At 69.7% G+C, this 17,765-nt stretch carries 17 protein-coding genes, 1 tRNA gene and 1 pseudogene; 2 read left to right on the forward strand and 17 right to left on the reverse strand.

Features of this window, described 5'->3' with window-relative positions:
- Positions 1-104: 104 nt before the first annotated feature.
- The 8 genes and pseudogenes from rho to SMIR_RS11000 form a co-directional block, all read right to left on the reverse strand.
- Positions 105-2,153: a transcription termination factor Rho gene (gene rho / locus SMIR_RS10965; RefSeq protein WP_212726927.1), complete on the reverse strand. Its 2,049-nt coding sequence runs from the start codon at positions 2,151-2,153 to the stop codon at positions 105-107.
- 388 nt (positions 2,154-2,541) lie between these two features.
- Entirely contained in the window at positions 2,542-3,471 is a 930-nt protein-coding gene (gene thrB, locus SMIR_RS10970; RefSeq protein ID WP_168495574.1) for a homoserine kinase, read from the reverse strand.
- A 493-nt stretch (positions 3,472-3,964) separates the two neighbouring features.
- Positions 3,965-5,023: a threonine synthase gene (gene thrC / locus SMIR_RS10975; protein WP_101400684.1), complete on the reverse strand. Its 1,059-nt coding sequence runs from the start codon at positions 5,021-5,023 to the stop codon at positions 3,965-3,967.
- A gap of 6 nt (positions 5,024-5,029) precedes the next feature.
- On the reverse strand, positions 5,030-6,319 hold the full coding sequence (locus SMIR_RS10980) for a homoserine dehydrogenase (RefSeq protein WP_101403748.1): 1,290 nt from the start codon (positions 6,317-6,319) through the stop codon (positions 5,030-5,032).
- 237 nt (positions 6,320-6,556) lie between these two features.
- Complete coding sequence (gene lysA, locus SMIR_RS10985; protein ID WP_168495572.1) at positions 6,557-7,948, reverse strand: diaminopimelate decarboxylase; 1,392 nt, start codon at positions 7,946-7,948, stop codon at positions 6,557-6,559.
- Between the two features lie 17 nt (positions 7,949-7,965).
- A pseudogene (locus SMIR_RS10990) lies at positions 7,966-8,259 on the reverse strand (DALR anticodon-binding domain-containing protein); the annotation flags it as partial.
- Positions 8,181-9,275 (reverse strand): hypothetical protein, encoded by a 1,095-nt coding sequence (locus tag SMIR_RS10995; protein ID WP_212726928.1) that lies wholly within the window; start codon positions 9,273-9,275, stop codon positions 8,181-8,183. The gene SMIR_RS10995 and the pseudogene SMIR_RS10990, both read right to left, overlap by 79 nt.
- Before the next feature lie 383 nt (positions 9,276-9,658).
- Positions 9,659-10,207 (reverse strand): response regulator, encoded by a 549-nt coding sequence (locus SMIR_RS11000; protein ID WP_422664421.1) that lies wholly within the window; start codon positions 10,205-10,207, stop codon positions 9,659-9,661.
- A gap of 164 nt (positions 10,208-10,371) precedes the next feature.
- Between SMIR_RS11000 and SMIR_RS11005 the strand changes: the two genes are divergently transcribed.
- Both SMIR_RS11005 and SMIR_RS11010 read left to right on the forward strand, forming a co-directional pair.
- Positions 10,372-10,443, forward strand: a tRNA-Arg gene (locus SMIR_RS11005).
- A 236-nt stretch (positions 10,444-10,679) separates the two neighbouring features.
- Entirely contained in the window at positions 10,680-11,429 is a 750-nt protein-coding gene (locus tag SMIR_RS11010) for a hypothetical protein (RefSeq protein WP_212726929.1), read from the forward strand.
- A 107-nt stretch (positions 11,430-11,536) separates the two neighbouring features.
- Here the strand turns inward: SMIR_RS11010 and SMIR_RS11015 are convergent, their stop codons facing one another.
- The 9 genes from SMIR_RS11015 to SMIR_RS11055 form a co-directional block, all read right to left on the reverse strand.
- Positions 11,537-12,910, reverse strand: a complete 1,374-nt coding sequence (locus SMIR_RS11015; protein ID WP_212726930.1) for a tyrosine-type recombinase/integrase — start codon at positions 12,908-12,910, stop codon at positions 11,537-11,539.
- Positions 12,907-13,077: a helix-turn-helix transcriptional regulator gene (locus SMIR_RS11020; protein ID WP_212728346.1), complete on the reverse strand. Its 171-nt coding sequence runs from the start codon at positions 13,075-13,077 to the stop codon at positions 12,907-12,909. Before SMIR_RS11020 ends, SMIR_RS11015 begins: the two co-directional genes overlap by 4 nt.
- A complete protein-coding gene (locus SMIR_RS11025) occupies positions 13,077-14,390 on the reverse strand; it encodes a replication initiator (protein WP_212728347.1) in 1,314 nt (437 codons plus the stop codon). The genes SMIR_RS11020 and SMIR_RS11025 overlap by 1 nt, the downstream gene beginning before the upstream one ends.
- A gap of 166 nt (positions 14,391-14,556) precedes the next feature.
- Positions 14,557-14,802: a SpdD protein gene (locus tag SMIR_RS11030; RefSeq protein ID WP_212726931.1), complete on the reverse strand. Its 246-nt coding sequence runs from the start codon at positions 14,800-14,802 to the stop codon at positions 14,557-14,559.
- A 25-nt stretch (positions 14,803-14,827) separates the two neighbouring features.
- On the reverse strand, positions 14,828-15,022 hold the full coding sequence (locus tag SMIR_RS11035) for a hypothetical protein (protein ID WP_010985162.1): 195 nt from the start codon (positions 15,020-15,022) through the stop codon (positions 14,828-14,830).
- Between the two features lie 15 nt (positions 15,023-15,037).
- The gene (locus SMIR_RS11040) at positions 15,038-15,229 is read right to left on the reverse strand and encodes a mobile element transfer protein (RefSeq protein ID WP_212726932.1); all 192 of its coding nucleotides are present in this window, start codon (positions 15,227-15,229) and stop codon (positions 15,038-15,040) included.
- 12 nt (positions 15,230-15,241) lie between these two features.
- Complete coding sequence (locus SMIR_RS11045) at positions 15,242-15,862, reverse strand: DUF2637 domain-containing protein (RefSeq protein ID WP_212726933.1); 621 nt, start codon at positions 15,860-15,862, stop codon at positions 15,242-15,244.
- Positions 15,863-15,950: 88 nt separating this feature from the next.
- A complete protein-coding gene (locus SMIR_RS11050) occupies positions 15,951-17,330 on the reverse strand; it encodes an FtsK/SpoIIIE domain-containing protein (protein ID WP_212726934.1) in 1,380 nt (459 codons plus the stop codon).
- Positions 17,330-17,686, reverse strand: a complete 357-nt coding sequence (locus tag SMIR_RS11055) for an SCO3933 family regulatory protein (RefSeq protein WP_010985166.1) — start codon at positions 17,684-17,686, stop codon at positions 17,330-17,332. The genes SMIR_RS11050 and SMIR_RS11055 overlap by 1 nt, the downstream gene beginning before the upstream one ends.
- Positions 17,687-17,765 lie beyond the last annotated feature (79 nt).

The following is a 17,765-nucleotide window of genomic DNA, read 5'->3' on the forward strand; positions in this document are numbered from 1 at the left end:
CCTGAGACTCATACGTTGAAAGAGAGCGCGATCGTACATGTGTCCCAGGCAGCACAAAGGGCCGCCCCCGTCACGGGGAGCGGCCCTCAGCTGTGCGGATGTCGTCAGTCGTTGCCCGGCATCGGCGTCGTCTTCTGGATCTGCAGCAGGAACTCGGCGTTCGACTTCGTCTGCTTCATCTTGTCGAGCAGCAGCTCGATCGCCTGCTGCTGGTCGAGCGCGTGGAGCACGCGACGCAGCTTCCAGGTGATGGCGAGCTCGTCGCTGCCGAGCAGGATCTCTTCCTTGCGGGTACCGGACGCGTCGACGTCCACCGCCGGGAAGATGCGCTTGTCAGCGAGCTTCCGGTCGAGCTTGAGCTCCGCGTTGCCGGTGCCCTTGAACTCCTCGAAGATGACCTCGTCCATGCGGGACCCGGTGTCGACGAGCGCCGTCGCGAGGATGGTCAGCGAGCCGCCGTCCTCGATGTTGCGCGCGGCACCGAAGAAGCGCTTCGGCGGGTAGAGGGCCGTCGAGTCGACACCACCGGACAGGATGCGGCCGGAGGCCGGGGCGGCGAGGTTGTACGCACGGCCCAGACGCGTGATCGAGTCGAGCAGGACGACGACGTCGTGGCCCAGCTCCACGAGGCGCTTGGCACGCTCGATGGCGAGCTCGGCGACCGTGGTGTGGTCCTCGGCCGGGCGGTCGAAGGTCGAGGAGATGACCTCGCCCTTGACCGACCGCTGCATGTCGGTGACCTCTTCCGGACGCTCGTCGACCAGGACGACCATCAGGTGGCACTCGGGGTTGTTGTGCGTGATCGCGTTGGCGATCGCCTGCATGATCATGGTCTTGCCGGTCTTCGGCGGGGCCACGATCAGACCACGCTGGCCCTTACCGATCGGCGCGACGAGGTCGATGATGCGGGTCGTCAGCACGCCCGGGTCGGTCTCCAGACGGAGCCGGTCCTGCGGGTAAAGGGGCGTCAGCTTGTTGAACTCCGGTCGCCCGCGCCCGGAGTCGGGGGCCATGCCGTTGGTCGAGTCCAGGCGCACGAGCGCGTTGAACTTCTCGCGGCGCTCGCCGTCCTTGGGCTGACGGACCGCGCCGGTGACGTGGTCACCCTTGCGCAGACCGTTCTTGCGGACCTGGGCGAGGGACACGTACACGTCGTTCGGGCCCGGCAGGTAGCCGGACGTACGGATGAACGCGTAGTTGTCGAGGATGTCCAGGATGCCCGCGACGGGGATCAGGACGTCGTCGTCGGCGAGCTGCGGCTCGTTGGTGGCGAACTCGTCGCGGCCACGACGGCCACGACGGTCGCGGTAGCGCCCGCGACGGCCGCGACGGCCGCCCTCGAAGTCGTCGTCGTCCTGCGGGCCGTTGTCACGCTGCTGGCGGTCCTGACGGTCCTGACGGCCGCCGCCCTGCTGCTGACGGTCCTGGCGCTCCTGGCGCTGCTGGCCGGCTCCGCCCTGGCCCTGGCCCTGCTGCTGCTGCTCGTCGCCCTTGCCACCGCGGCGGTCGCGGTCACGGCCGCCACGCTCGCGGTCGCCACGCTCGCCGCGGTCACGGCGGTCCCGGCGGCCCTGCCGGCCGTCGACGCCGTCACCGGCGTCGGTCCTGGTCTCGGCGGGGGCCTCGGCGACGGCGGCGGCCTTCGGCTCGCTCTTCGCCTCGGCGGTGACCGTCTCGGGGCTGCCGGCCTCGGCCACGGCACGGCGACGGCGACGCTCACCCGCGGGGGCGTCGTCGCTGGCCGGCTGGCCGGGGATCTCGATCTGCTGCTGGGCCACGGCCTTCTCGGCTGCGGGCTTCTCGGCGGCCTTTTTCTCGGCGGCCGGAGCGGCGTCGTCGCCGGTACGGGCCTTGGAGGTGGCCCGGCGCTTCGGCTTGGTCTCGGTGGCGGCCTCGGCCTTGGCCGGGGCACCCCCGCCCGCCTGCGCCTCCTTGATGACCTCGATCAGCTGGCTCTTGCGCATCCGCGCGGTGCCCCTGATACCGAGGCCGGACGCGACCTGCTGCAGCTCGGCCAGCACCATGCCCTCGAGGCCGGTACCGCGGCGCCGCCGGGAGCCGGCACCGGAGGCAGGCGCGGCAGAGGCGTCCGTGGCGGGCGCGGCAGCGGTCTCCTCGACACGTGCGCCCATCAGATCGGTGGTGTCGCTCACGAAGGGTCCTTCCCTGGAGCGGACGTCGGCCTGTCTGGCTCGGCGACCGGTTGTGCTGTCCGGCATTGGTCCTTGCTGTGTGGACCGTGCCGGGGCGGTGGTCCGCCAAAGAGGCGGAAGACATATCTGGTGATGACGATTCCGGAGCCGTGGCACTGAATTGCGGTGTCATCGGCACGGTCACGCCGGTTCCGGAGCGTGCTCAGCACTGCTCAGCGCATAGCACCCAATGCATGGCACAAAGCAGTTTGGGAGGCTCCCGGAAGAATGGTTGTCCCGGACGGGGACACGAAGCACCTCGCCATGGTGGGGTCGGGTGCAGACTTGAGGTTAACACTACCGGATCCAACAAACATTCCCCCTCTCCAAATCCGGCAACCGCGCGCTTTTAATGGACGCCCGCCGGGGCGAGCGGAAGGACGCACGCTCCCGCTTCGTCGAGGTCCAGCCGATTGGCGGCCCAGCCCTGACCTGCGAGATGAGCGACCTTGTCGGCGGATTCCTCGTCGGCCAGCGCGAGGACAGTGGGGCCCGCGCCGGAGATCACCGCGGGGATGCCATCGGCCCGAAGCCGCTCCACCAGCGCCGCGCTCTCCGGCATGGCCGGGGCGCGGTACTCCTGGTGCAGCCGGTCCTCGGTGGCGGGCAGCAGCAGCTCGGGGCGCCGGCTGAGGGCCTCGACGAGCAGTGCGGCCCGGCCCGCGTTGGCGGCGGCGTCGACGTGCGGAACGGTGCGCGGCAGCAGACCGCGCGCGGTCTCGGTGAGGACCGGCTTTCCGGGAACGAAAACCACCGGAACGACGGAATCGGCAGGGTCCATCCTGATCGCCCGCGCGGCTCCGGCCTCCATCCAGGACAGCGTGAAACCGCCGAGCAGACAGGCCGCGACATTGTCGGGATGGCCCTCGATCTCGGTGGCGAGCTCAAGAAGCGCGGTGTCGTCGAGTTTGCTGTCGCCGCCTATGGTCACGGCGCGCGCGGCGACGATTCCGGCGCAGATGGCGGCCGAGGAAGAGCCGAGGCCCCGCCCGTGCGGAATGCGATTGGCGCAGACGATCTCGAGGCCGCGCGGTTGTCCGCCCAGCAGATCGAAGGCGGTGCGCAGGGAGCGTACGAGGAGGTGATTCTCGTCGCGGGGCAGCGTCTCGCTGCCCTCACCTGCGATGTCGATGTGCAGCCCGGAGTCGGCCACCCGGACGACCACGTCGTCGTACAGCCCCAGTGACAGGCCGAAGGCGTCGAAGCCCGGCCCGAGGTTGGCGCTGGTGGCGGGGACGCGCACCCGGACGGCGGCGGCGCGGAACGCTGGACCGGCCATCGCTCGATGACTCTCCTTGAGCTGCGTGATGTACGAGATTTTCGATGTGCTGCGAGAGGAACTACGTGCTTCGGATGAACTCGGATGAACTGCGAGAGGGACTGCGATACGTACGGAAGACCCGGAGACCGCAGTGGCTGCCCTGACTGCACTGACTGCACTGACGGCGCGGCACCGCGGCATATGCGGCGGGCGGGTTCGGTACAGCCTATCGAAGGAAGGTTCTGTGGCGACATAGGGCGCACAGGAGGCGCACGATGCGTGTCGTAAGCCCCCCGTGCACCCCCTGTCGGGTTGCGCTAGGGGTGGCCCTGGCGGCGGCCGGATTTCGCCAACTTCTGGCGAAATCCGCCTGCCACTGACAGTCCCTGACAGGCCCCGACGGCTTCTGGCGGATGTGCGCCAGGCGGCTTTACGCCACTCCGCCCACCCCGCCGTCCGCCGGCCCGAGCCCTTTGCCTTACGGCCTTTTTTGCCTTACGGCCTTTTTGCCTTACGCCAGTCCGAGCCGCTCCGCCGCCGTGGCCGCGTCCACAGGAACGGTAACCGGCTGCGGGGCACCCGCAACGGCCCAGTCCGGATCCTTGAGCCCGTTTCCAGTGACCGTGCAGACGATCCGCTGGCCGGGGTCGACCTTGCCCTGCTCGGCGGCCTTCAGCAGACCGGCGACCGACGCGGCGGACGCGGGCTCGACGAAGACGCCCTCCTGCGCGGCCAACAGCCGGTAGGCGCGCAGAATCTCACGGTCCGTCACCTCGTCGATGAGGCCCTCCGACTCGTCCCGCGCGGCCAGCGCGAACTTCCACGAGGCCGGGTTGCCGATGCGGATCGCGGTGGCGATCGTCGACGGGTCCTTGACGACCTCGCCGCGCACGATGGGCGCGGAACCGGAGGCCTGGAATCCCCACATGCGCGGGGTGCGCCCGGCGATGCCGTCGGCGGCGTACTCCGTGTAGCCCTTCCAGTACGCGGTGATGTTGCCCGCGTTGCCCACCGGCAGGACGTGGATGTCGGGCGCGTCGCCGAGCATGTCCACGATCTCGAAGGCGGCGGTCTTCTGGCCCTCAATGCGCACCGGGTTGACCGAATTGACCAGCGCCACCGGGTAGTTGTCGGACAGCGAGCGCGCGAGCGTCAGGCAGTCGTCGAAGTTGCCGTCGACCTGGAGGATCTTCGCGCCGTGCACGAGGGCCTGGCCCATCTTGCCGATGGCGATCTTGCCCTGCGGGACGAGCACGGCACACACCATGCCCGCACGCACGGCATACGCGGCGGCGGAGGCGGACGTATTGCCTGTGGAGGCGCAGATGACAGCCTTCGCGCCCTCCTCCTTGGCCCGGGTGATGGCCATGGTCATACCGCGGTCCTTGAAGGACCCGGTCGGGTTGGCGCCCTCCACCTTCAGGTGGACCTCGCAGCCCGTGCGCTCGGAGAGCACCTGCGCGGGCACGAGCGGCGTGCCGCCCTCACGGAGCGTCACGACAGGCGTGCTGTCGGACACCGGAAGCCGGTCCCGGTACTCCTCGATGATTCCGCGCCACTGGTGGGTCATTGCTGGTTACTCTCCTTCAACCCGCATGATGCTGGCGACACCCCGCACGGTGTCGAGGCTGCGCAGCGCCTCCACGGTCCCGTTCAGGGACGCGTCGGACGCTCGGTGGGTGACGACGACGAGAGAGGCCTCGCCGTCCTTACCCTGCTGGCGCACCGTATCGATCGATACGCCATGCTCGGCGAAAACGGTGGCCACCTGGGCGAGAACACCCGGTTTGTCCGCCACGTCGAGGCTGATGTGGTACCGCGTCACGACCTCACCCATGGGCGAGACGGGCAGCTGGGTGTACGCGGAGTCGCCGGGTCCGGTCGCACCGCTGAGCTTGTTGCGGCAGACGGCGACGAGGTCGCCGAGCACGGCGGACGCGGTCGGGGCGCCGCCGGCGCCCGGCCCGTAGAACATGAGCTGCCCGGCGGCATCCGACTCGACGAACACCGCGTTGTACGCGCCGCGCACGGAGGCGAGGGGGTGGCTCAGCGGAATCATCGCCGGATGCACGCGCGCCGTCACCGATCCCCCGTCCGCCGCCCGCTCACAGATGGCGAGCAGCTTGATGGTGCAGCCCATCTCCTTCGCCGAGGCGAAGTCGGCGGCGGTGACCTCGGTCATGCCCTCGCGGTACACGTCGTCGAGGCGCACACGCGTGTGGAAGGCGATTCCGGCGAGGATGGCGGCCTTGGCGGCCGCGTCGAACGCCTCGACGTCGGCGGTCGGGTCGGCTTCGGCGTACCCGAGCGCGGTGGCCTCGTCGAGGGCTTCCTGATAGCCGGCCCCGGTGGAGTCCATCTTGTCGAGGATGAAGTTCGTCGTCCCGTTGACGATGCCCATCACGCGGTTGATCTTGTCACCGGCGAGGGACTCGCGCAGCGGCCGGATCAGCGGGATGGCGCCGGCGACGGCGGCCTCGTAGTAGAGGTCCCGGTTGTGCGCCTCCGCCGCCGCGTGCAGGGCCGCACCGTCCTGGGCAAGGAGCGCCTTGTTGGCGGAGACCACGGAGGCGCCGTGCTCGAAAGCGGTGGTGATGAGGGAGCGGGCGGGCTCGATACCGCCGATGACCTCGACGACGACGTCGATGTCCCCGCGTTTGACGAGGGCGGTGGCGTCGGTGGTGACGAGCTCGGGGTCGATGCCCTCGCGCACCTTGGAGGGCCGGCGGACGGCCACGCCCGCCAGCTCGACGGGGGCCCCGATCCTGGCCGCGAGGTCGTCGGCGTGCGTCGTCATGATGCGCGCCACCTCTGAGCCGACAACCCCACAGCCCAGCAGCGCCACCTTCAGCGGACGCGTACGCATCATCCGACCTCGTTTCCTCATACCGTCTACGGTTGGACCAGTCTCACTCACCGGACGGGAGTTTCTATCCCTGGTCCGGATCGTGAGACATCTATTTCATTTTTCTGACAGCCGGCGGCAGGAGATCTTCCACCTGGGCCGACCGTCCATTCCGACCTGGATCAGCCGGTCATTCCGACCTGGATCAGCCGGTCATTCCGAGGGTGACCAGCCGGTCGTTCCGACCTGATCGGCCGGTCACCCGACGTCGAGACGCAGCAGGTCCTCCTCCGTCTCCCGGCGGACGATCACCCGGGCCTCGCCGTCGCGCACGGCGACGACCGGCGGGCGCAGGGCGTGGTTGTAGTTGCTGGCCATGGACCGGCAGTAGGCACCCGTGGCGGGTACGGCGATGAGGTCGCCGGGGGCCAGGTCGGAGGGCAGGAAGGCGTCCTTGACCACGATGTCGCCACTCTCACAGTGCTTGCCGACGACACGGACGAGCATGGGCTCGGCGTCGGAGGTGCGCGAGACGAGAGCGACGCTGTACTCGGCGTCGTACAGCGCGGTCCTGATGTTGTCGGACATGCCCCCGTCGACGGAGACGTACGTCCGCAGCCCATCGAGCGGCTTGATGGTGCCGACCTCGTAGAGCGTGAAGGCGGTGGGCCCGACGATGGCCCGCCCCGGCTCGACCGAGATCCGGGGCGTCCGCAGCTTCGCGGCCTCGCACTCCCGCGTGACGATCTCGCCCAGCGCCTTCGCGATCTCGTGCGGCTCGCTGGGATCGTCGTCACTCGTGTACGCGATGCCGAGACCACCACCGAGGTCGATCTCGGGCAGCTCGACCCCGTGCTCGTCACGAACGGCGGCCAGCAGCGACACCACGCGCCGGGCGGCGACCTCGAACCCGGCCATGTCGAAGATCTGCGAACCGATGTGCGAGTGGATCCCCACGAGCTCGAGCCCGTCGAGCGCGAGCGCCCGCCGCACCGCCTCCGCGGCCTGCCCGTCGGCCAGCGCGATCCCGAACTTCTGGTCCTCGTGCGCGGTCGCGATGAACTCGTGGGTGTGCGCCTCGACCCCCACGGTCACGCGGATCTGCACCCGCTGCCGCTTGCCGAGGGACTGCGCGATGTGGGCGACGCGGACGATCTCCTGGAAGGAGTCGAGAACGATCCGCCCGACCCCGCTCACGATGGCGGCGGTGATCTCTTCCTCGGACTTGTTGTTGCCGTGGAAGGCGATGCGGTCGGCGGGCATCCCGGCGGAGAGGGCGGTGGCGAGCTCACCGCCGGAGCACACGTCGAGGTTGAGCCCCTCCTCGTGCAGCCACCGCACGACGGCGCGCGAGAGGAAGGCCTTCCCGGCATAGAAGACGTCGGCGTCGTGCCCGAAGGCGGTCCGCCAGGCGCGGGCGCGCTCGCGGAAGTCGGCCTCGTCGATGAAGTAGGCGGGGGTGCCGAACTCCTCGGCGAGCCGGGTGACTTGCATCCCACCGACGCTGACGACGCCGTCGTCCGTACGGCTGACGGTGTGCGCCCAGACCTTGGGGTCGAGGGCGTTGAGGTCGGCGGGCGGGGCGCTGTAGTGGCCCTCGGTGAGGACATCGGCGTGACGGGGCCCGGCGGGGTGTGCGGAACGGCTCATTTTTCTCTCACAGACGGTCACAGATAGTCAGGGGCGCTGATGCCGAGCAGGGACAGGCCGCCGGCCAGCACCGTCCCGGCGGCTTCGGCGAGCGCGAGCCGGGCACGGTGGGCGGCCGAGGGTTTCTCGTCGCCGAGCGGCAGCACGGTGTGCTGGAAGGCGAGGAGGGCGTCGGCGGTGGTGACGAGGTGCCGGGCGAGCCGGTCGGGCGCGCGGTGCAGGGCCGCCTGCGTCAGCACGGCCGGATACCCGGCGAGGGCACCGACAAGCGCGTCGGTGCCCTCGCCGGGTACGTCACCGGGGTCGCCGGTGCAGCCGAGCGCGGCGGCGTTGCGGGTGAGGGCCCGGGTGCGGGCGTGGGCGTAGCGGACCCGGAAGAGCGGGTTGCTCTCCCGCTGAAGCAGGTGATCGGCACTGACCCGCGGCCGGTCGTGGGACGCGGGGTGCAGCAGGGCCCAGCGGGCGGCGTCGGGGCCGAGGGGGTGGGGTCTTCGGGGGCGGGGTGGGGCGAAGGGTCGCGGGCTGGGGGCGCGGGGAGTGGTGGGGGCGCGAGGGGTGGGCGTGCGGCGCCTTGGTGCGTGAGGGGTCGGTCGGTGAGGGCTCGGTGCCTGCGGGGTCGGCGGGCTCGGCGGGCGAGAGGTCGGTGCCCGTGGGCTCGGCGGGCGAGAGGTCGGTGCCCGTGGGCTCGGCGGGCGAGAGGTCGGTGCCCGTGGGCTCGGCGAGAGCAGGCGGGCGAGAGGTCGGTGCCCGTGGGCTCGGCGGGCGAGAGGTCGGTGCCCGTGGGCTCGGCGGGCGAGAGGTCGGTGCCCGTGGGCTCGGCGGGCGAGAGGTCGGTGCCCGTGGGCTCGGCGGGCGAGGGATGGAAGTGGTGCACCTCTGCACGGCCGCCCTGGGTGGCCACGATCCGTACGAGCGCGTCGGCGACGATTTCGGCCCTGATGTCGTACGGGATCCGGAGCGGGACGATCTGCCCTGCGAGGACGTCGCCGCACCCATAGGCGTCACGCCGGAGCCGGATTTCCCGTACGAGAGAGGCGCCCGCGCCACCCCCCAGACGAATGTTGAGGAACCCCGGCCCGGTGATCGCGACGTCGGCGACACCGTCGCTGCGGGTGAGGTGGGGCCGCAGGATCTCGGCGACCTGCCGTGCCGGCCGCCCGGCGGGCCGCGCCAACTGCAACGCGATGTTCGTGGCGTAGTCCCCGCACCCACCCGGCCCCGGCGGCGTCACCACCACCCGTACCGGCACGACCACGCTCAGCTCCCCCTCGTCCACGGCACGACGCACCGCGCGCAGCACGGTGCGGGAGAGCTCGACGGGGGTCACGGGACAAGCGTAGGGGAGGAGGGGGGTGGGTAGGCGAGTCGGTTTGGCGAGGGTCCGGGATGTGGACGGGGCGCGGAGGGCGCGGGTGTTCTCACTGACGGACGGCGAGTGACCGCCGCCACGGCCGACGCTCAACGACGTGGAGGGAGTAGGAGAAGCGACGTGGACGGAGTACGGAGTACGGCAACTCGAACGGAGCTTCGGGAACGTCGGCGAACGAGGGACCGGAACCGCAAGACGACCGCATCCCTGGCGACGGAGAACCCACCACTCTCACGCAGCACCGATCACCGATCACCGATCACCGACACGGAAGGGCAGGTGCCCGCAGGGCCGACCACCCCCGACTCCTCATCACCACCACTCAGCGGCGCGGCACCCGCTCAATGACCGGCGCGCTGGGCCTCCTCGGCCCCGACCTCCTCGGCGCCGAGCTCATCTGGACGAAAGGCTTCTCCGCCAAAGGCACCGCCACCACCGGCCCCACTCCCGCTCCCGCCCCCACTCCCCCGCCGCTCCATCAACTCCCGTACGAGCCGCACGAGTTCGGCAGGTTCGAAGGGCTTGGCAAGAAAGGCGTCAACGCCGACGTCGAGCCCGCTGTCGACCTCGTACTGCGTACAGGCACTGACGATGGCGAGGGGAAGATTCCGGGTCCGGGGGTCGGCACGCAACCGGGCGGCGGTACGCAACCCGTCGAGCCGAGGCATGACCACATCCAGGGTCACCACATCGGGGCGCACGTGATGCACGACGTCCAAGCATTCGGCACCATCGGCCGCGGTCACGACCTCGATGCCCTCCAGCTCGAGGTTGACCCTGATCAGCTGCCGGATGACCTTGTTGTCGTCCACAACAAGCACCCGACCGGACGCGCCTGGCACAACTCGAGAGTAGGTGCGCGCCCACCGCGCCGTCCGGGTTTTCCCCACTTCCACCCCCGTGCGGGGGCGGCAACCACCCCGAGGAGGCCCCCCGCGGACGCCTCCGCTCCCCCTCCCCGGAACACCGCCCCGCCCCCACATAAACCCATGCCAGTCCCCCACGAAAGAGCTGGTAGGGTTCTACCCGTCGCCGCGAACACCGCGCCCGACACGCCCCCGTAGCTCAGGGGATAGAGCAACGGCCTCCGGAGCCGTGTGCGCAGGTTCGAATCCTGCCGGGGGCACCCTGTATGAGGTGCCCAAAGACCCCGTCACCAGCGGAAACGCTGAGGCCGGGGTCTTCGCGTATGTGCAGGCAGATGCCACCCGAAGCGGCCGTATGTCGGGGTCCGTGGACGAGGCGTGGACGGGATCTTGGCCCATCGCCGCAGGTCACTGCCGGATTCCAGAGGCGGCCGGCTCACGCGCCCTCCCCGACCGCCGCAGCATCGTGCCGCGCTCGGCTGCTTAGATCATCGGCATGACGGACTGGTCTCGGCTCCACCACGCCTACGGCACGGCAGAAGACGTCCCCGTCCTGCTTGACGTAGTGGGTCCTGACGCGCAGGACCCCGGCTGGAACAAACTCTGGTCCCGACTGTGCCATCAGGGCACCGTCTACTCGGCGAGCTACGCGGCCTTGCCCGCTCTGACCGAGATGGCGCGTCAGTGGTCAGCGGCGGACCGGCGGATGCCCCTGTACCTGGCCGGCTCAATTGTGGCCAGCACAGATCAGCCATACGGCGATGAGGATCCCCAAGTGACCTACGCCTCCCAGATATCCGACCTGGTGCAACTCACCGAGGAAGCCCTCCAGGACCCGGGACTCGCCGACGACCCCACGAATTACATCGACTTGCTCGGCACGCTGCTGAGTTTCGAGGGCGTCGAGGTCTGGGGCGAGCAGTTCGACGGACTGAACGACGAGGAGTACGAGGTGCCCTGCCCCTCGTGCAGTGCGCAGAACTTCATAGTCTTCGGCAAGTACGGCTTCTTCTCCACCACGGACAGCATGTACATGGAGCCCACCACCAGGGCAAGGCAGGTGCCGCTGCGGCCTCAGGCCCCCGCAGCTTTGGAAGGGCTGGCCCAAAGGCTCTACTCCCGCGCACTCGCCGACGGTCAGCCGGATATCGCACGCAAATTGACCTACGTCTTCGGTCACGCGCAGTGCGTCGAGTGTGATGCGATCTTCTGTGTCGAGGAAGCCGTCGTCGCCCAGTGGGGCTGATGACACTGTGGCCACCAACCACCACAGCCGAACCTGTCGGAGTCAGCCCGAGAACAGCGAAGCCCCTGGACAAAACTCCAGGGGCTTCGATCATGGGGCAGGCCGTGTCACTCGTACTCGCGGAGCAAGTCCTCGATGCGGCGGTTGGCGACTTCTTGGCGCCCGTCGAGGCAATTCGCATAGCGGCCCAACAGCACTTCGACGCTGTTGCCGGCGCGCTCGGCTACCTCAGTGGGATCAACACCAGCGTTGAGCCAGGTCGACAGGGCCGAGTGTCGAAGGTCGTACGGGCGACTCGCAAGGGGTGACGCCGCTACGGCCGGTGGTAGGGCGAGAAGCCGAGCCTCCTGCCACACGCGGTAGTAGGTCGAGGACGGGACGACCGAGCCCTTCTCGCTGAAGAAGAGCCGCCCGTCGTCTGCCGTGCCGAAGGTGGCCAGATGTTCGCGAAGCACGACGACGAGGTGGGGCGGGATAGGCACCCGCCTGACGTCCTCAGCAGGGCGGTTCTTGAGGCCCCGGTCGTCGTGAGCCTCCCCTGAGTCGGTCCACTGCTTGCCGACCGACGGGCGCGTTCGGTGGAGTAGAGCCGATCCCCAGCCCAGTTCAGGGAGGGTCAGATCAGTCTCGACAAGGCCCACCGCTTCAGCCGGCCGGAGACCGCCGAAGTACATGGCAGCGAACAGACCCACGAGGCGCCGACCACGAGCACGCCGGTGGCCACCCACGTAGGAGACGGCCGCCAGGAGATTCCGGGCCTGCTCCGGGTTGGCGACAACGCGGGGGTCGACCTGGTTGGACACCTTCAGTTTCTGCCAGCGGACAGCCGTGATGGGGTTCTCGCGCAGGTCCCCCAGGTCGACTGCATAGTTGGCAGCGTTGACAAGCGTCCGCCGCTTACGCCGCACGGTTTCAGCGGCTGCGGCCGTGCCGTCGAGCTTGAGTTTCAGCGAGTCCAGCACTGCACGGGCCGTGGCGGGCTCAGCGAGATCGGCGAGTGGCCGCGATGCCTTGGAGACCCAGTGAAGGACGTTCCGTACATCGTCCGGGACCTCTCGGTCATCGGGCCCCGGCAACACGAATGCCCAGTTGCGGAGCGCTTTACGGATGGCCTGGTCGGACGGTCGTCCAGCCCGCTCGGCGAGGAGCTCCACAGTCACGCTGGTTAGTGATTCGTTGATGCCGTCCCGCGTATTGGGAGCGGCGTGGGGCCACTTCATCGCGAGGTATCTGAGGGCGAAGTCGTACCACGACACGGCCGACTTCTTCTGTTCCATCGAGTCCGGGAGGCCGGACTCCTTGTCGAACTCCTCACCATCGCGCATCGCGCGCATGAGCTTCGCGCGATAGTGGTCGGCAAGCGCCTTGGTGCGGAAGGAGTCGGAGAAGACGTTGCCCGCCACGGACCAGCGGACGCCGTATGAGGGCGTTTTGGTATCGCGCTTGCGCACAGCCCAGACCTTCACGTCGAGAGACTTCACGCTGCGGTCTCCAGCTGTCGCAGCCACGTGGTGAAGTCACTCCGCCACACTCGGAGCTCCCCGTTGGGCAGCTTGAACGCGGCCGGCCCGTATCCCAACTCACGCCAGCGGTAGAACGTCCGGCGAGAGACGCCGCCCAGCTCATCCAAGACTTGGCGAACGGTCATCAGCTCGTCGCGACGCGGGTCCACGTCGGTTCTCCTTCTGTTCCGGGGGCGGGTTCGAGGGATGCGGCAAGCCAGGCTTCGGCACTGCTGAGGCCGGTACCGGCGAACACCCAGTGCGCGAGGACGAGGGTCGTCATTTCGGTCTCGCCCTCGGTGGCTGCTACGGCTTGAGCGCGGCGCCATTCGGCGCGGGCCGTGCGGAGGGCGCCGAGGGTGGTGGAGTAGCGGCGGGACTTGGTGGAGAAGTGGCCGCGGAAGCCGAGCATGTGGGCCCAGGACCGGAGCCGGAGGTCTTCTAACTCCTTGCGGGCGCCGAGGGTCCAAGCGGTGCGGATCATCCGGCGGGCGTGGTCGGTGATGTCGAGTTGGGCGAGTTCGGCGAGGAACTTGAGGGGGCGGTCGAGAGCTCCCGTGGCGGTCTCGGCGCCTTTGGTGGCGTACTTGGCGATGTACGAGGCAACGGCCCGTTCGGTGAGTTCTTGGCCGCCCTCGAAGTCGGCGGACCGGATGGTGCGGACGTCGAGTTGGCGGCCGAAGGTGAAGGTGTGGGCGCGTCCGTCGATGACCAGACCATCCACGCGGACGTGGGCAGCGGCGGCGCGTATGGCATCGGTGAGCAGCTCGGCGGTAGCCCAGGCCGGAGGCGGGGTGTCGCCGCCCTCGGGGCCGTCGATGCGGATGACGGCGTGGAAGTGGACGGCGCCGCGCTTCTGGTACTCGGCGACCTTGGCAAAGGACACCCGGGCGTGCTCGCGGAACGCGCGCTGTGAGAGTCCGGCCCGCTTGGCGACTTCCCGGCGCAGGTAGGTGGAGAAGCGCCGCCAAAGCGGACCGGCGTGGGCGTTCCAGAGGACGGCGGCTTCGTAGTCGTAGGTGTCCGGGTTGAGCGGGGTGCCGAGCTCGGCGTCGTCCTGGTCGTGGCGGACACCGCATCGACAACGACGGACTGAACCGGCAGGACCGGAGGGGCGGTTGTGGACGGGCCCGAAGCTGGGTGCGGTGAAGGTGGCGAAGACGCGGGGGTGGGCGGCGACGCGTTCCGGGACGCCTTTGCCGCCGCGCAGGCCGGAGGTGATCAGGTGGAAGGTGTCGCGGCGGTAGACCTCGGCGCAGGCCGCACAGCGGGTTATGCGGCGGTTGTTGCAGCGGACCAGGAGATGACCGGCCGGGAGGGCGGCGGAGTCGAGGCGGTGGAGGACGTGGCCGATCTCGCCGGTGCGGGTGTCGACGTCGTATTCGGTGCGGTGGCCGTCGAGGCGGATCGGGGTCGTGCAGCCGCCGAGTCCGGAGAGCTGGCGGAGGATACCGGGCAGGGTGCCGTGCTGGGCCAGCTTGGCGAGTTCGGGCAGCGGGGGCGGGGTAGGGCGGGCGAAGATGGCGTTCTCCTTCTGGCTGGCTTGCTGCGCTGGTCAGGAGGGATGAGCCCCGGGGCGGTGGATGCTTGGCCGTGTCGAACCGCCCCGGGGCATCAGGCGCTGTTCAGCGCCGGTGGTGGTCGCGGAGCATCGAGCGCAGGACCACGGCGGCGATGGCGACGGATATGGCCGTGACGGCGACGGCGGCCAGGAGCGCGGTCAGGACGACTCCGCCGACGAGGACGGCCGCGACCGCTCCGGGGCTGATGGAGATCTGCGGGAGCGCGCGTCGCACGGGTGCCGGATCGGCCGGGGTGTGGGTGTGTGCGGGCGGCGGTGTCGGGTTGTCGGGGTACTTGGGCAGGAACACAGCGGGACGCTCCTTATCTACTCGTCTAGTCATGTGAGCCGTTGACAATGCCCACGCCGGAACGCGTGCCGGAGTCGATGGCGGGAGCCATGAAGGTGTGCGAGAGCAGGAAGCCGAACAGTGCGATCACGACGACGATCCAGGTACGGACGCCGAGGAACTTGACCGCTCCCCAAGCGATGAAGCCGAGGACGACGACGAGCGGGAGGCTGACGGTCACGTGGTGCAGGTCCTTTCAGCGGACGGGGCAGCGGTGGGTACGGGCGGCGAGTTCGGCGGCGGCGCGGCTGTCGTAGTCGGCGGAGAAGCCGCAGCGCGGGGCGGTGCAGGCGGCGGTGTGCTTCTCACGGCCCCGGTTGTCGTAGGACGTGCCGACCTGGACGGGGCCGATGCGGGTGACGTCACGGAAGCGCCGGTCAGGGGACATGTGGGACTCCTTTCAGAGGTGGGCGGCGATGGCTTCGGCCATGGGGGCGGGGACGCCGAGCCGGGCACGGAGGGTCGGGGTGTCGATGGCCGTTCCGGTACGGGTGCGGTGCTCGGCGGCGACCTTGCGGGCGTGTTCGACCAGGGCGGCCGGGACGGCTACGGCAGGCGGAGCCGGGGTCGGCCCGGGAGCCGGTTGTGCAGGGAGCTCCGGGGCGGGATCGGGCGCGTCCCCCTGGTCGTCCTGCTCCTCGGTGTCCTCGTGTGGGGCTGGGGCCGAGTGGGCGAGGAGTGTTCCACCGAGGAAGGCGACCGCGGGCCAGCCCGCGACGAGGATGCGCAGCCATGCCGGCACCTGGTCCAGGTCGAGGAGTCCGGCGGTGGCAACGTTCGCCCCGAGGGACGCGGTGAGCGCGATGACGAACCAGCACCACCCAGCCGCTTTCGCGTCGCCGGTCCGCAGTCGGCGCCAGGCGGCGACGAGCAGCAGGTCGACGGAGATGGGATACGCCCATGCCTTCCATCCGTCCTGACCGGCCGCCGAGGCGACGTCATGGAGGTGGGCGAAGGACAGTGCTGCGGCGATGAGCGCTTGGACGAGTACCGCGTCGATACGGGCCAGTTGGGCGCGCATGCTGCGGCTCCTTCCGGATTCAGGCATGGGAGAGGTAGGGAGTTGGCGCGAGGCGGTCACGCCGACCGGGGTGGGGAGGGGGCGAGTGTCAGTCGGTGACGGGGCGCGGCTGGAGTACCGGGGCCGTCGCCGTCTCGACGGGTCGTACGGGCACGTCGGGCCGGAAGCGCTTGAGTGCGGGCAGGTCGGGCACCAGGTGGGCCGACTCGCGGCAGATCTCGGCGGCGTCGCCGAGGGAGAGGTACGGGGTGCGGATGCGGGACCAGCCGCCGGAGGTGTCACCGGCCACGGCCAGGCCGGGCCGTTCGGCGGCGATGGCGCACGCGGCGGAGACGGCCTCGGGGGCGATGTCGCCGAGTGCCATCTTGGCAGAGGCTTCGTCGTTGACGCGGTGGCAGACACGGCCGGTCAACTGGGCCCGAAGCATGGTCGCACCCTTGCCCAGTTCGGCGCCGAATCTCTGCCCGCAGACCTCCAGATAGATACCGGCGGCGCGGCCGAGCTGGGCGAGACGGATGAGCTGGGTGACCATTTCGTCGCGCCGGTCCTCGTCCTTGCGGGTGGCGACGAGGAAGAGTTCGGCCACTTCGTCGACGAACAGGACGATGGGGACGGGGCGTTCGTGCTCGGGCAGTCCCCAGATGTCGGAGGTGATCTCCTCGTCGGGGGCGTCCGGCGCGATCCCCTGCCGGGCCTTGATCAGGTCGTATCGGTCCTCCATTTCCTTGACGAGTACCGGCAGCAGCTCGGCGGCTTGCTCGGGGTCGGTGGCCAGTGCCGAGAGCCGGGCGGCGAACGGCGCCAGCTCCACACCGCGCTTGCAGTCGATGCCGACCAGGGCGACGGGTTGCGGGGCGATTCCGGCGACGAGATGCCGCAGGTACATGGACTTGCCCGACAGCGTTGCCCCGAGGGTCAGTTGATGAGGCACGGTCCGGTAGTCCCGTACGAAGGGAGTCGCGTCCTCCCGCAGCGCCACAGGCACCTTGAGGAACCCGCCATCGACCTTGCGCGGCATCCGTACCCGCCGCAGCACGTCGAAGCCGACGAGCCGCAGTTCGACCACACCGGGCTTGACGGTCGTGACGTACACGGCGTGAACGCCCCAGGCGTGCCGCAGCCGTTCGGCCGAGGCGGCGACGTCGGCGGGTTCCTGCCCGGGGGCGAGCCGCAGTCGAAGCCGTAACCCGGTCGAAGTGGGCCGGATGATGCCCCGATGCGGCGGTACGGGGCGTATCTCCCGTCGGGTGGTGGCTTTGACCGCCAGGACCCGCAGCCGGGAGGGAGCCACGGTCAGGCCGCAGGCCTCCATGACGGAGCTGTAGGAGCTGAGCAGCCGGGCCGTGGATATCGGGAGGCCGACCGTGGACCAGTAGACGCCGGGGTGCTTGGCCCGGGTGTAGGCAGCCCCGCCGCCGAGCGCGGCGACAGGACCACCCACCTCCAGAAGCGTTGCCAGATCGGTCATCAGGCCGTGGCCCCCATGGCCGCCGGGAACGCGGCCGGAGTGACGGCGGCGGAGCGGTAGGCGATGCCGTGCCGCTGCTGCCCGTTGAACACGCTCTCCCAGGGCCGGGCCACGAGCCCCGGCAGCGAGACCGGAGCGCCGAGCGCGAGCCCCTCGGACACCCCGCTCTCCGGAACCGTCACCTTGATCAGGGACGACTCCCCTTCCTCGATGTAGACGACGCCGATCGTCATCAGGGCCTCACCGCTGTTGATGTCCTTGGCGATCTCGCCGGTCTGACGGTCGCGGACCTTGGGCTCGGGCGCCTCGGTCAGCAGGATCGTCGCGGCCGAGGTCTCCACACGGATGGTGCGCAAGAGTTCTTCCCATCTACTCGTCTATACAAGATGCAGCCTTAGAACCCGATCTCTCCGGGAACATGGACCACCCCGCCAC

It is taken from the genome of Streptomyces mirabilis (assembly GCF_018310535.1).
Taxonomy (GTDB): domain Bacteria; phylum Actinomycetota; class Actinomycetes; order Streptomycetales; family Streptomycetaceae; genus Streptomyces.